We start from the raw sequence: 13,903 nt of genomic DNA, 5'->3' as shown, positions 1-13,903 counted from the left end.
ATCTTGCCAGTATATCAGTGAACTTATTCGTTGTTGCGGGTGCAAAAGTAGCACCTTTATTCAGTTCTACAATACCTTTCACAAACTATTTTTGCTCTTTTTTAAAACTTTTTCTTAACACTCTGATAACACAAAACTTAGCATACCAACTTTTTTAACAATTCTCAGAATTTTCCGTAGTCAAATAGATTTACTCTAATTTCATCACAGTAAAACCTGCCAGTTTTAGCAACTTTGCATCTTTTTAGCACTCTTTATCCAGATCTTTATACCTTATATAAGGAAGACTCGTCACCCTTTTTAGATGATTGAAAACATAAAGCAACCACAGAGGGTGCTTTTAGACATTCTATGGACCTGAATACTCAATAAAGCTCTCATAAAAAACATACCAACCCAATCTCGATAGTAATAAAAACCCTTCTGCAACAAGGCTTGACACAGATGTGAAACGAACAACAGGAGTAAACTCATAATTACGTAACCTGAATTCCTAAAAAACTTTGACTTCTTATCCAGGTAAAAATTCGATACATATTATATCTACTCAAAAAAGAATCCGCCAGATTACTAAAATCTGGCGGATTGTATATATCTAATAATATAGCCTCAGTTAATCGAAACGAATAGCTTTTACCGGAGAAATTTTTGTGATTATGTAAGAAGGAATCAGCAACACAATAAAACAAACTGTAACAGTAAGCAAATTCAACAAACCAATATAACCCCAGTTTAAATACACAGGAGCCTGGTTCACATAATAGTTTTCAGGGTTTAAATGCACCACTCCAAACTGCTGTTGAATAAGAAGCAATGCAATACCAATCAAATTCCCCCAAAACAATCCGCGAACAATAAGATAAAAAGCATTATAAAGAAATATTTTTCTAACCGCCCAATTATTCGCACCTAATGCTTTTAAGATTCCAATCATCTGGGTACGCTCTAAAATAAGAACTAATAGAGCGACCACCATATTAATAGTAGCCACTAAAATCATGATTGCAAGAATTACAACAATGTTAAAATCAAAAAGCTGCAACCAATCGAATATATAACTGTATTTTTCTACGATTGTTTTTGTATCTAAATTCGATGATGTTTGTTCATAAATTTTATCTCCTGTTGCCTTTATCTCATCAAAATCTTTTACAAAAACTTCAAAGGCTCCAATTTGATCCGAACTCCATTTATTAATTCTTTGTATATGACGAATATCTCCCAATATATAGGTTGCATCAAAATCCTGAAATCCCGAACTAAAAATACCAGCTATTTTAAATCTACGACTATTAGGCATTTTCCCTTGTTCCTCTTTAATAAAAAAGGTATTAAAATAATCCCCAACTTTAAGATTAAGTCGATTCACAAGAAATCTGGAAATTACAACATCTTCATTAAGGGAATTAGAAAAATCAGGCAGTTTACCTTCAACCAGATACTCTTGTATGTTTTTCCATTCGTAGTCTGCTCCAACTCCTTTAAAAACAATTCCCTCAAAAGCATTTTCTGTCCTGATAATTCCAGCCTTTGTTGCGATTGCTTGTATATGACTTACTTCTGGAACTGATTTAAAATTGGGATAAAAATCCTGTTTCTTAGAAATTGGAGTTAATGTAACCTCTGAATTGTTATTATCATAATTTGATATTATAACCTGACCATTAAAAGCAGAAACTTTATCGCGTATTTTTTTTTGCAATCCAATACCGGTTGCAACTGAAATTATCATCATAATAATTCCGATCGCAATCGCCGAAATAGCAATCTTAATAATAGGAGCCGAAATACTGCTTTTAAAATCTTTGGCAGTAATTAATCTTTTAGCTATGAAATATTCTAAATTCAAGTTTTTATTTATCTAAATATTATTAATGAGCTTTTTCATTTCTTTTTTCGAATCAAAAATACGTTTAAAAAAGCAATAAAGAATCAAAACCTTATCCCCTACAAAGGCAGTTTCTTTTTCATTTCTTCTACTATATTAAATGCAGCCGGACAAATTGCGACATTTTTCAAAGTAAGATCAGCAATTTGGTGAAATTTTTTACGATCTGTATGCGGAAATTCTCTACATGCTTTTGGCCGAACATCATAAATCATGCAATAATTCTCATTATCCAAAAAAGTACAGGGCACACTTTTTAGAACATAATCTTTATCTTCATCAATTCTCAAATATTGTTCGATAAATTGCTGTGGTTTTTGCCTGAATGATTTAGCAATTCTTTCTATATCTGCCAAAGTAAATAACGGACCGGTGGTTTTGCAGCAATTCGCACACTGTAAACAATCTGTTTTTTTAAATTCAGCATCATGCAAATCCTGCATCACGTAATCTAAATTCTTAGGTTGTTTCTTTTTGAGCTTATCAAAATACTTTTTGTTTTCGATATGCTTATCTTTGGCTAACTTATTTAAGTTATTTAAAATTTGTTTCAAGTTTAAAATTTAAAGTTGATCTGCAAAATTAAACAACTTTAAACTTGAAACCTTAAACTTTTGAACTAAAATACAATGAAAGATCTTTTTGGAAAAGCGATGTTCGATTTTCAGACCAATAACTCGCCGGAGGATATTATAACAGAAACTTCTATCTCTGAAGAGGATGAAATGAGTATTGATTATCTATTTCGTTCCTATGACGAAATGCCTAAGATAGAACAAAAAGCTCTTCAACTGACCATTGGAAAAACTCTTGACATAGGCTGTGGCGCAGGAAGTCACAGCTTGTCTCTACAAAATGATCGAAATTTAGATGTCATTTCTATTGACATCTCACCAAAAGCAATTGAAACCTGCAACCTTCGCGGTGTAAAAAATGCTAAAGTAGAAAACATCTTAGATTTTGAAGGGGAAAAATTTGACACGATCCTATTATTAATGAACGGAACCGGAATATTTGGAAAACTAGAAAATTGTAACATTTATTTATCTAAATTAAAATCTCTTCTAAATCCTGAAGGACAAATCTTACTAGATAGTTCTGATATAATTTACATGTTTGACGAGGATGAAGATGGCGGAAAGTGGATTCCGTCCAGTAATAATTATTATGGAGAACTCGTTTTCAATATTTCGTATAAAGGAGAAAAAGAAGAACCTTTTAATTGGCTATATTTAGACTTTAATACTCTTCAGAATGCTGCTATCGCAAATGGTTTAAAATGTGAGCTGATTTTAGAAGGAGATCATTACGATTACTTAGCAAAACTTTCCATATTATAAATTTCACTATCATGAATGCATTAGAATTAGAGAATTTAAAATATCCTATTGGAAAATTTAAAGCTCCAAGCGAGTACACTTCTGAATATATTGTTAGAAGTATTAAAACCATAGCCACTTTTCCTGAAAAACTAAAAAATGAAATAATCCATCTAAACGAGGAACAATTAGACACTCCTTACAGGCCAGACGGATGGACAGTTCGCCAGGTAGTTCATCATTGTGCCGATAGTCATATGAATTGCTTTATCAGAATAAAGTGGGCTTTAACGGAAAACAATCCTGTTATTAAAGCATACGATGAGAAATTATGGTCTGAATTGCCCGACAATCTAACAATGCCTATTCAACAAACATTAATTTTATTAGAAGGATTACATTTTAGACTAGCCTATATCATGAAAAATTTATCAGCTTCTGATTTAGAAAAATCTTTTATTCATCCTGAAAATAATTCTGAATATCGTATAAAACAAATAATCGGGAGTTATGCCTGGCATTGTGAGCATCATTTAGCCCATATTACTAATTTAAAAAAGTATAAAAACTGGAAATAAAAAGCATTTAACCTATAATAAACCGCATTTGTAAATAAAAAAAAATCTCTTCATATGAAGAGATTTTTTTTATTCAAATTTTTAAGGAATATTTAAATACTTATGCGTTTGTAAAGAAACTCTCCATTTTGGATTATTCATTACATAATCTACAATTAGCGGTGTCATTTCTTCTTTTTTACTCCATTCTGGCTGAAGAAACAAAATTGCTTTATCATTTACTAACTCTGCCTGCTCTTCTGCAAAAATAAAATCGTGCTTGTTGTAAATAATCACTTTTAACTCATGAGCATTATCATATACTGTTTGAGTTGGTAACTTATTCTTTTTTGGAGAAAGACAAATCCAATCCCAAACTCCTGTTAACGGATATGCTCCCGAAGTTTCGATATGTACTTTTAAATTCTTGTTTTTTAATTCCTGAGTTAATAGACTCATATCCCAGGTTAAAGGTTCACCTCCTGTAATGACAACTGTATCTGCCTGACTTGATGCATTATCTACAATTAAATCAATACTTGTTGGCGGATGCAATTCTGCATTCCAGCTTTCCTTCACATCACACCAGTGACAACCAACATCACAACCCCCAATTCGTATAAAGTAAGCAGCAGTCCCTGTATGAAAACCTTCTCCCTGAATCGTGTAAAACTCTTCCATCAAAGGCAACATTGCTCCTTTATTTACTTCTAATTGTATTTCTTTTGATAACATTATTTTAATTTAAAGTGCAAAGATAGTCAATTAAATACGGAACAAAAAAAGCCGATAGTTTTTTGAAACTATCGGCTTTTTATTTAATAAAATTAAATCTTATTTTAAAGCTTTTACAGATTGCAAAGCATAAGCATTTGCAGGATCTAAAACCAAAGTTTTATTAAAATACTCAATTGCTTTTGCTTTATCAGTATTAGCATAACTAGCTCCAATACTATTGTAAGCTTCTATAACTTTCTTAGCAGTAGCTGGCTTAGCTAGTTCCTCTGCGCCTTTTGCTGTAATTCTTGTAACGTACTCTTCGTAGTTTTTAATAATCAAATCGTCTTTTTCCAACAAGTTGTTAATTCTACCTTTGTACAAGTAAGCTTCATCATATGTTGGAGAAGCTTCTAAAATTCTATCAAAAGCAGCATCAGCTTTACCTAACGCAACAGGATCTGCAGCACCATTTGTTTTATTTGCATTTGCATAATAAAGCGAAATACCATAGTAAACGTTATCATCTAAATAATTTTTAGACTCTTTGTTACCAGTTCCAAGTTCAAAAACTGTAGCTGCCTGAGCAAATTGTTTTTTACCAAATAAAGCTTTTCCTAAATCAGCAAGTTCTTCAACGACTAAAGGCTCTAATTCAGTTGCTTTTTTAATATCTGCTATACCAGCATCAAACGCTGCCTGATCAACAACACCTTCCGCATTAGTTCCTTTTTTAATTTTTGATAAACCTAAATACAAATAATCTCTACCAATTACTTTATTTGAAGGCACCTTGATGTAATCTTCGATAGATTTAATTGCAACATCTACATTACCATTTTCATATGCAGCATACCCTAAATATCTATAAATTCTTGGATTTACTTTATCTTCAGCAATCATTTTGTTTGCTACAGATTCAAGATTTTTATAATCTTTAACCAAGATCAGGAAATCCGCATGACGCATTTTAGAATCTAATGAATAATCTGTTAGACTTAAGTATTTCTCATAGTTAGTAATTGCATTTTGCATATTAACTTTTGAAGTAGAAGGTTTATTTCTTCCCCATTTGTAATATGTTTCAGCTAATTCTCTGTAAACAGGACCATAATTAGCATTTAAAGCAATAACTTCATTAAAAGCTTTAATTGCTTCTTCGTAAGATTTAGCTCCTTTTAACAAAACTCCTAATTGCATTTTTGCTCTTAAAAGTGTTGGATCAGCAGTAAATGCATCACGGTATGCCTTATAAGCATCATTTTGATTGTTTGCCCCATAATACGCATCTCCTATTGCTAAAAGTGCATTTGCATTTTGCGGATCAATTAACAAAGCACGTTTTAAACTTGCAATTGCATTTGTATAATCCGGCGATGTTGAATTCATATAAGCTCTACCAATATAAACGAATTCGTCAACATCTTTACGTTTCATATCTTTTGTAGCCAAACCAAAATTAGCCTGAGCTGAAGCGCTATTTTTTGCATCAAGATCTAACTGACCTAAACCAATATAGTTTAAGTTTTTCTTGTCTGATGCCTGTAATCCATTTAAATAATAAATTTTAGCCGAATCAGCAATAGCCTGGTTTAAATACACATTACCTAAAACAAAATTAGCTTCTCCATCAGAAGGTTTTGCTTTGATGATTGATTTTAGCAATGACTTCGCTTTTTGAAATTGCTCAGCATCGATCGCTTTTTTAGCTTCTTTGATATCTTGCGCTTTTGCAACAGAAGCTGAAGCAACTAAGGCAAGACTAAAAATTTTAAATTTATTCATCTTTAATTGTAATTAATTTATTCTTTATCTCTAATAATTTGATTTCTAATTTTAAGTTTTCTTCCCGGAGTTCTCACTGGCAATAAACTTGATTTTAAAACGATACGCTGTCCGATATCACCGGCAATAAAAGAGGCAAATCCCATTCCCAAACCTGTATATCCCTGACAGTTAATAATAAACAAATCACGTGCCAAAGGATATTTTTTCTCCGCAAGATCATTTTGAGTCGGGCTGTAATATTTATCATCATTCAAACCTTTAACACTCAAAACATGTATATTTTTAACAACATCTGCCATTGCCGGAGAAGGTTGTGAAAGCCAATTTACACCAACTACACCAATCATCCCATCATTTTCTGATACGAATTTAATAACTTCATCGTTAGTTTTAAAAGAAAAAACATTTTTTACAGGAACATCTTTTACTTTCGCCAATTCTTTCATGTATCGTACGGTACTTGAATTTGGATTATCAAACACAAGTCCTTTTATTCCTGAATCGGATTTGCCCTGCATAAAATCAATTACCGTTTTCAACGCAATTAATGTATCATTATTGCCTTTGTTTGAAATAAATGCGATTGCATCTGTTGCAAAAGGTGTTACTCTGGGATTGATTTTATTTTTTTCAAATTTAGCTTTTTCTTCTTCTGTCAGATCTCGTGCCGTAATTACAACCTTTGCCTTCTGGTTCAGTAAATCATTGATAAGTTCTGCCTCAGATTTAGGTTTTATTGTAATTTTAGCATCATAGTAAGTTCCTTCAAAAACAGCAACTTCATCCTCTACAATAGGCTTTATAGTTTCATCAACTGTAATATCAATTGCTCCTTTTAAAATTGTTTCTTTATCTGCTTCACTTTTGCTTTTTTGGTTACACATGGCAAACAAAAAAACAAAAACTACCAAACCTGCTATCTTACTATATTTTAACATTATTTATTCTGCGTTTGAATTAATTAATCTTAGAAAGCGTATACCGGAATAAACGATTAGCAATCCACCAAAAGCATATCTGTATTTTGGCTCCATATCTAATGGCAGTTTTTCCCAAAACATAATCATTAAACCTAGTACAAGATATATTAAAAAAAAGAGTATTCCTAAAACAAGAAGAAATCGCTCTTTGAGCGATTTCTTCTGAATATTATTAAGCATATCTTTTAACATTATTCTGCAGATTGAATAGTAATAGGAAGAGAGTAAAGTACTCTAACTTTTTTACCATTTTGCTCGCCAGGAGTCCATTTTGGACACTTTTTAAGAACACGAATTGCTTCTGCTCCTGTACCGTAACCGATATCCCTTAAAACTTTAATGTCGGTTAATGAACCGTCTTTTTCAACTACAAAAGTAACATAAACTTTACCTTTTAAACCTTCTTCTTCTGGAGTTTTATAATTGTTTCCTACGAATTTGTAGAATTTTTCAATTCCTCCAGGGAAATCTGGTTTTACTTCGATACCTGCAGTATTATAAACATTGTTATCTTCCTGAATGATCTCTGTAACTGGTCCTTTACCAACTGGCTCATCAACAGTTAAAACTGCATCTGGATCTCCTTTGATGGTTTCAGAACCAACTTTTTTATCTTTAAGTTCCTCAATTTTTGGAGGATCTTCTGTCACTTCATTTGCTTTTGCAACCACTGGTTTCACAAACTTAACCTGGTCCACTTTTGGTGGTGGTGGTGGTGGTGGTGGTTCATTAGGCTTTACTTCCTCTTTTTTAGGAGGTAATTTTACTGTCGCAATCTTAATATCTGTATTTACATCTTCTGAATTCGAATCTGGTAAAAAGCTTGCAATAAGAGGAGCTGCAACAGCAAAGCTAAAAATAACAGAACCTATGATAAGTGCTTTTACCGTAGTTTTACCGTTTGCTTTTCTTAACTCATATGCACCATATATCTTATTACGTCCTTCGAATACGATATCAAGCCACTGATTTTTGATTATATCTAACTTCATTTTTTTAGATTTTAGTGTATTAAAACAAAATTACTTTTGTTCAGGCTTATCTATCAATTTTGATTCCTCTGGAGTAAACTCAGGAACAATAGCATAAGTATCAACTCCTGTAATAGCCATCTCATCTAACATATCAACTAAATTACGGTAAGTTGATTTTTTAGTAGGTTTTATAATAACAATGATTCCATTTTTTGGTTTCCCTTTAGAAGCAGAATATTCTAAAACTGATTTCTTTCTTTTAAGCAATTCTCTACGAATTCCATCTTTACCATATGCAATATCTTTAGGACCAGCAATAGGAGTCGCTAACAACCCCATGTAGTAAACCAATTTATTATCTGCCCCCATCATAACAGTCATTGTACGATTCTCATCAACCTTTACAGGAGGAGTTTTATCTATAGGATCTTTATCTGGCAATGACAAATCCATCGATTGAGGTTTTGACAACGATGTGGTTAACATAAAGAACGTGATCAATAAGAATGCCAAATCCACCATTGCCGTTAAATCGACCTTCGAATTCTGCTTTTTACTTCTTACTTTACCACCTTTTCCGCCACCACCGTCGCCGGTATTTAATTCAGCCATTTTAGTGTATCTTTTTTAATTAAAAGTCTTTTCCTCTCATCCCTGTAACTAAGTTAAAGGAATTGATTTTTTGATCTTGTAAAATATCCATAATCTTTTTGATTTGTGGATATTGTTCTTTAGCATCACCTTTTATTGCAATTTGCAATTCTTTGTTATCAAGGTCAATCGCAGCTCTTCTTGAAACCAAAAGCCACTCTTTTAATTGATTATCTAAAGAATCAATTGGAATTCCAGGTTGATCCGCTTTAACTCTATCAGAAGCTTTCATTCCAATGATTTGCTTCAAATTTGCTAATGGCACACCAAAGTCATCCATTAATGCAAATTTAGTTTTATCATCTTCTGAAAAAGTCACACCTAATTTAGCTCCCATTCCTTCAAGACTTCTTTTACGAATCTCTCTTCCTTTGATATCGAAAAATACTTTACTTTTTCCGTCTTTTCCTTTACCTATTGTAATAATAGCTAAATCTGTATCAGGTAATTTACTTTGAACAGTAGAAGAAGGCATATCTACAGGAAGTGCTTCAGGCACCTTAGCAGTAGCGGTCAAAATAAAGAACGTAAGCAAAAGGAACGCAACATCACACATGGCAGTCATATCTGTCGATGTTGACTTTTTTTTCATTTTTATTTTAGCCATTCTCTTTTATTTTATATTTTGATATAATTAATTGTAATTATTAATATCAAAAATTAATTATTGTTTCAAACTCCCTCTGAATCTTCTGTAAGTATTCACGATTGTAGTACCAGCCTCATCGATAGAGTAAGTTAAATCGTCAATTTTAGCAGTAAAGAAGTTGTAAGAAACGATCGCTAAGATAGAAGTAGAGATACCTGTTGCAGTGTTGATAAGTGCCTCAGAAATACCTGTTGCAAGAGCAGCCTGGTCTGGAGTTCCAGCAGAAGCTAACGCACCAAACGCTTTAATCATACCAGATACAGTTCCTAATAATCCTCCTAAAGTTCCTAATGATACTAAAGTAGAGATAATAGTCATATTTTTTTCTAACATTGGCATTTCTAATGAAGTTGCCTCTTCGATTTCTTTGTGGATTACTTCTGAAGCTTCTTCACTATTGAAACCTTCTTTTTTAACATCTTGATATTTAATCAAAGCAGATTTAATTGCATTTGCAACTGAACCTTGTTGTTTGTCACATGAAGCGATAGCAGCCTCGATGTTTCCTTCTTTAATACTTCCTTGTACATTTTTCATAAATGCATCTAAGTTAGCTTTACCAGCAGCTTTACCGATAACGATAAATCTTTCAATAGAAAAAACAACAACCATTAAAAACATACCTAATAATACTGGTACAATAAAACCTCCTTTATATACTTGACCTAATGTATTGATCGGGTGACCTGTTTCTGGATTACCTCCCTCGAAGTTAGATGAATCCCCCATGATTACTTTCCAAATAAACACCCCAACTAAGATACACGCTACAATAATGATTCCTGTAATCATTCCTCCTCCATTTGAAGTGCTTTCTTTTTTAACTTTAACGTTTGCCATTTTTTTTAATTTTAATAGTTTTAAATAATTTTTATTTTTTAGTTATATTTAACTTGTAGAGGAGCAAATTTATACGTTTAGTTTAAATAAAAAAACTTTTTTTAATTTTATTGAAGGAAATTTAACGTCAATTTAAAAAATATCTCATTAAATTGCCGACATCATTTTTTAGATAAAACAAAAAACAGGGCGATTAATGGGAAAATTACAACGTTTTAGTAAATATTCAAACATTCCTTTGATATCTTCTTAAAAAGTTGCGAAATTTTTTTTTATGTTTTTTTCAATCAAAAAAGGCTTTTTCTTACTAAAAAAAACGAACGTAAATTGTTAAAAAACCAAGCAATATTCTTATAATCATCTAAATTACAAATAAAAACATGAATAAAAAAGATAATTTCATTCAGGATATAAACAATGGTTATCAATCTAAGGGTGATAGTATAACCCTTGGAGGCGCTATGCTTGACGGGGAACCACTTGCTGAAGCTCATGTAAAAATCCCGTTAAAAACGTTAAATCGTCACGGACTTATTGCGGGTGCAACCGGAACAGGAAAAACCAAAACCATACAGGTTTTTTCTGAGCAACTTTCTAATGCCGGAATACCTGTTTTAATGATGGATATTAAAGGTGATTTTAGCGGAATAGCTAAAGAAGGTAAAGAAGAAGCTTTTATTACAGAACGTCATGCTAAAATAGACATTCCCTATAATGTTGCTTCATTTCCTGTTGAATTAATGTCGCTTTCTAAACAAAATGGTGTTCGTTTACGAGCAACTGTTTCTGAATTTGGCCCTGTTTTATTCTCCAGAATCTTAGGTTTAAATGATACTCAGGCAGGTGTTGTTGCTGTTATTTTTAAATATTGCGATGACAGCAAAATGCCTTTATTAGATCTAAAAGATATTAAAAAAGTAATTAACTATATTACAGAAGAAGGTAAAGAAGAAATTGCTGCAAATTATGGCAAAATCTCAACTGCTACAACCGGAACTATTTTAAGAAAAATTATAGAATTAGAACAACAGGGAGGTGATTTATTTTTTGGTGAACTTTCTTTTGAAATTGATGATTTAATGCGAATTGATGAAAATGGAAAAGGATATGTAAACATCATTCGGCTTACCGATATTCAGGACAAACCCAAATTATTCTCCACATTTATGCTGAGTTTATTGGCTGAAATTTACCAGCAAATGCCAGAAAAAGGAGATGTAGCACAACCTGAATTGGTTATCTTTATTGACGAAGCACACTTGATTTTTAATGAAGCCAGTAAAGTTCTTCTGGAACAAATTGAAACGATTGTAAAACTGATCCGCTCTAAAGGTATTGGAATTTATTTTGTAACTCAAAATCCAATGGATGTGCCAAGTGGTGTTTTGGCTCAATTAGGATTAAAAATCCAGCACGCTTTAAGAGCATTTACAGCAAATGATCGCCAGGCGATAAAAAAAACAGCTGATAATTACCCAACTTCACCATATTACAAAACAGATGAATTACTGACCAGTTTAGGAATTGGAGAAGCTTTGGTTACAGCGTTAAACGAAAAAGGCATTCCGACACCATTAGTAGCCACTATGATGCGTGCGCCAATGAGCAGAATGGACGTTTTAACTTCTGATGAAATCGAAGCAATCAACAACAAATCTAAACTTGTTAAAAAATATGTAGAGGAAATTGATCGTGAAAGTGCTTACGAAATCCTGAACAAAAAAATAGCTGATGCTGAACAAGCCAATGCAGAGCAGGAACAACAAGCTCCGGCAAGATCTTCAAAGGCTGAACCAAGTACTACAAGTGTTGTAACAAAATCAGTCTTAAAAGTGGTGACCAGTGCTACTTTTATCAGAGGTGTTTTTGGAGTTTTATCTAAAATATTCAAAAAGTAAAAAACAGTTATAATGTCAAAAATCAATATCAATTACAAGAGTAAAAATTGTAATTGATATTGATATTATAATTGATATAAAATTATGCGTTTTGCAACAAATCCAAAATCTTATTTTCGACTTCGGGAGTGTTCCATATCCTTTCGATATTATCAAGTTTTAAAACTTCTTCCATAATTCCGTTCTGAAAATCACCAATAGCTAAAGCTTCGGCATAAGGACGATCACTAAAAGTTACACGGCTATATAATGGAATCCATTTATCCGGATATTTATCAGAAAATGCTTTTTCTATTTTCTTTTGCAACAAGAATTTTTCATCTGCCGTTTTGGTACTCATTTCCATGAAATTTCTATACGAAAGTTCAGCAATGGCATCGGCATTTGGTTTACGTGAGATTTCATATTCAGAAAAAATCTTCTTCCAGTCGTCTCCATATTTCTGAATCATTTCATACAAGACTGAAATATCTTCAAAACCTGCGTTCATTCCTTGTCCGTAAAACGGAACAATAGCATGACAGGCATCTCCGATCAAAGCAATTTTATTTTCATAAGTCCACGGAAAACATTTCATAGTTACCAGAGTACTGGTTGGATTTTTAAAGAAATCGTTTGCCAGTTCCGGAATTACCTCGATCGAATCCGGAAAATTTCTCTCAAAGAAATCCTCTACCATTTTACGATCTGTTAGCGAAGCAAAAGAGTTTTCACCTTCAAAAGGCATAAACAATGTACAGGTAAAACTTCCGTCTAAATTAGGAAGTGCAATTAACATATATTCACCTCTAGGCCAGATATGAAATGAATTTTTATCCAGTTTATGTGTCGCATCAGGGTTTGCCGGAATATTCAATTCTTTATATCCCATATTCAAAAATTCCTGCGAATAGTTGAACATACTCTGACGCTGCATTCTGTGGCGGATTCTCGAAAAAGCACCATCAGCACCAAAAACCATATCATACTTTACTTCCTCCCACTCGCCCCTTTCGGTTTCTCCAATATGAAGAGTTGCATCACTTAGTGTTACATCCCAGATTTTTTGTTCAAAATAAAATTCAGCTCCGGCATTTTCAGCAAGATCAATCATTTTCCGGTTCAGGGTACCTCTTGAAATCGAATAAATCGATTCGCCTTCCTGACCGTAATTCTGAAAATTTAGTTTGTCGACCAAATGAATCGCTCGTTTATCCATAGGAATTGCAATTTCACGAACCGCATCGCCAACGCCAACTCCGTCAAGAGCCTTCCAACCACGATTAGACATTGCCAGATTAATAGAACGACCCGAAAAATTAATTTTACGAATATCAGGGCTACGATCATAAACATGAACGGTATGACCTGCTTTTTTAAGGTAAATTGCCAACAGTGATCCTACCAATCCAGAACCAACAACAGCAATTTTTAGTGAAGTTTGCATCAACGAAAATCTAAATAATAAGATCGTAAAAATAAGTAATAATTCTACAAGAGCTTAAAAATAAAGGAAATATTTATGATTTATATGGGCATGTCCCGCCGAAAAAAGCGGGTCGGGCTATACACTATATTCCCGATTAACAAAAACTACGGCCAAAAAGCCTTGTTTTTCTAAATCGGGAGATACCGTTTCTATCCCTCATGCGACTCCGGTTTT

At 32.8% G+C, this 13,903-nt stretch carries 14 protein-coding genes; 3 read left to right on the top strand and 11 right to left on the bottom strand.

Annotated features, from left to right (window positions below; all coding sequences use genetic code 11):
* Positions 1-613 precede the first annotated feature (613 nt).
* Together A4F88_RS09370 and A4F88_RS09365 are read right to left on the bottom strand one after the other, a co-directional pair.
* On the bottom strand, positions 614-1,849 hold the full coding sequence (locus A4F88_RS09370) for an ABC transporter permease (RefSeq protein ID WP_068842299.1): 1,236 nt from the start codon (positions 1,847-1,849) through the stop codon (positions 614-616).
* Positions 1,850-1,947: 98 nt separating this feature from the next.
* A complete protein-coding gene (locus tag A4F88_RS09365) occupies positions 1,948-2,442 on the bottom strand; it encodes a YkgJ family cysteine cluster protein (protein ID WP_068842298.1) in 495 nt (164 codons plus the stop codon).
* A gap of 75 nt (positions 2,443-2,517) precedes the next feature.
* Between A4F88_RS09365 and A4F88_RS09360 the strand changes: the two genes are divergently transcribed.
* Both A4F88_RS09360 and A4F88_RS09355 read left to right on the top strand, forming a co-directional pair.
* Positions 2,518-3,228: a class I SAM-dependent methyltransferase gene (locus A4F88_RS09360; protein ID WP_068842297.1), complete on the top strand. Its 711-nt coding sequence runs from the start codon at positions 2,518-2,520 to the stop codon at positions 3,226-3,228.
* Between the two features lie 11 nt (positions 3,229-3,239).
* Complete coding sequence (locus A4F88_RS09355; RefSeq protein WP_068842296.1) at positions 3,240-3,785, top strand: YfiT family bacillithiol transferase; 546 nt, start codon at positions 3,240-3,242, stop codon at positions 3,783-3,785.
* A gap of 81 nt (positions 3,786-3,866) precedes the next feature.
* Here the strand turns inward: A4F88_RS09355 and A4F88_RS09350 are convergent, their stop codons facing one another.
* The 8 genes from A4F88_RS09350 to A4F88_RS09315 all read right to left on the bottom strand — a co-directional run bounded on the left by A4F88_RS09350 (position 3,867) and on the right by A4F88_RS09315 (position 10,363).
* Positions 3,867-4,499, bottom strand: coding sequence for a 7-carboxy-7-deazaguanine synthase QueE (locus A4F88_RS09350; RefSeq protein ID WP_068842295.1), 633 nt, complete (start codon positions 4,497-4,499; stop codon positions 3,867-3,869).
* Between the two features lie 99 nt (positions 4,500-4,598).
* Entirely contained in the window at positions 4,599-6,266 is a 1,668-nt protein-coding gene (locus tag A4F88_RS09345) for a tetratricopeptide repeat protein (protein WP_068842294.1), read from the bottom strand.
* 17 nt (positions 6,267-6,283) lie between these two features.
* A complete protein-coding gene (locus A4F88_RS09340; RefSeq protein WP_068842293.1) occupies positions 6,284-7,207 on the bottom strand; it encodes a PstS family phosphate ABC transporter substrate-binding protein in 924 nt (307 codons plus the stop codon).
* A 3-nt stretch (positions 7,208-7,210) separates the two neighbouring features.
* The gene (locus A4F88_RS25745; RefSeq protein ID WP_068842292.1) at positions 7,211-7,441 is read right to left on the bottom strand and encodes a hypothetical protein; all 231 of its coding nucleotides are present in this window, start codon (positions 7,439-7,441) and stop codon (positions 7,211-7,213) included.
* Positions 7,441-8,241 (bottom strand): energy transducer TonB, encoded by an 801-nt coding sequence (locus A4F88_RS09330; protein ID WP_068842291.1) that lies wholly within the window; start codon positions 8,239-8,241, stop codon positions 7,441-7,443. The genes A4F88_RS25745 and A4F88_RS09330 overlap by 1 nt, the downstream gene beginning before the upstream one ends.
* Positions 8,242-8,271: 30 nt before the next feature.
* Positions 8,272-8,835, bottom strand: coding sequence for an ExbD/TolR family protein (locus A4F88_RS09325; protein ID WP_068842290.1), 564 nt, complete (start codon positions 8,833-8,835; stop codon positions 8,272-8,274).
* Positions 8,836-8,854: 19 nt separating this feature from the next.
* A complete protein-coding gene (locus A4F88_RS09320; RefSeq protein WP_068842289.1) occupies positions 8,855-9,481 on the bottom strand; it encodes an ExbD/TolR family protein in 627 nt (208 codons plus the stop codon).
* Between the two features lie 57 nt (positions 9,482-9,538).
* On the bottom strand, positions 9,539-10,363 hold the full coding sequence (locus A4F88_RS09315; RefSeq protein WP_068842288.1) for a MotA/TolQ/ExbB proton channel family protein: 825 nt from the start codon (positions 10,361-10,363) through the stop codon (positions 9,539-9,541).
* Positions 10,364-10,743: 380 nt separating this feature from the next.
* Between A4F88_RS09315 and A4F88_RS09310 the strand changes: the two genes are divergently transcribed.
* Positions 10,744-12,261, top strand: a complete 1,518-nt coding sequence (locus tag A4F88_RS09310; RefSeq protein ID WP_068842287.1) for a helicase HerA-like domain-containing protein — start codon at positions 10,744-10,746, stop codon at positions 12,259-12,261.
* 82 nt (positions 12,262-12,343) lie between these two features.
* Here the strand turns inward: A4F88_RS09310 and A4F88_RS09305 are convergent, their stop codons facing one another.
* On the bottom strand, positions 12,344-13,687 hold the full coding sequence (locus A4F88_RS09305; protein WP_068842286.1) for an FAD-dependent oxidoreductase: 1,344 nt from the start codon (positions 13,685-13,687) through the stop codon (positions 12,344-12,346).
* Positions 13,688-13,903 lie beyond the last annotated feature (216 nt).

The organism is Flavobacterium chilense, from assembly GCF_001602525.1.
Classification (GTDB): Bacteria; Bacteroidota; Bacteroidia; order Flavobacteriales; family Flavobacteriaceae; genus Flavobacterium; species Flavobacterium chilense.
Note: the sequence above shows the minus strand (reverse complement) of the source record. Positions and strands in the feature narration are given on the sequence as shown.